The organism is Paraburkholderia sp. SIMBA_053 (assembly GCF_046534895.1).
GTDB classification, from domain to species: Bacteria; Pseudomonadota; Gammaproteobacteria; order Burkholderiales; family Burkholderiaceae; genus Paraburkholderia; species Paraburkholderia caledonica.
Genome location: NZ_JAWRXU010000193.1, coordinates 1 through 378, shown reverse-complemented (window position 1 = coordinate 378; position 378 = coordinate 1). Strand labels below are relative to the sequence as shown.

Below are 378 nucleotides of genomic sequence, written 5' to 3'. Positions count from 1 at the left end.
CGGCAGGGGCAGCAGGGTGACGCTGCCGTCTTCGGGAAGCCGGTCCGCCGCGCGGGAGCGCTCGCCGTCGGTGCGCAGGTCGATCACGGTCCCGATGCGGAGGTCGACGAGTTCCTGCAGCCCCTCGTCGGTGAGCCCTGCGAGGGCGTCGGAGCGGAAGAGGAGACCGGAGGCGAGGGTTCCGCCGCCGGTGAGCGGGAGCCCGGTGAGCTCTCGAGCGTTGTGCGTCCCCTGCAGAATCGACGTCAGTTCCATGGTCGTCCGGGCCCTCTCCCTGATCTTGATCTCAGCGTATCGGGACCGCAGGACGACAGGACCGTCCACGCCGGATGCCGTGGAGCGGACGATCCTGTCACCCAGACTCAGCCGTTGACGGCC

1 protein-coding gene is annotated in these 378 nt (G+C 69.8%); it reads right to left on the bottom strand.

Going from position 1 to position 378, the window contains the following annotated elements; translation table 11 throughout:
• A partial coding sequence (locus tag SB753_RS35235; RefSeq protein ID WP_410804688.1) for a tyrosine-protein phosphatase occupies positions 1-255 on the bottom strand: 255 nt, incomplete at its 3' end.
• Between the last annotated feature and the right edge of the window lie 123 nt (positions 256-378).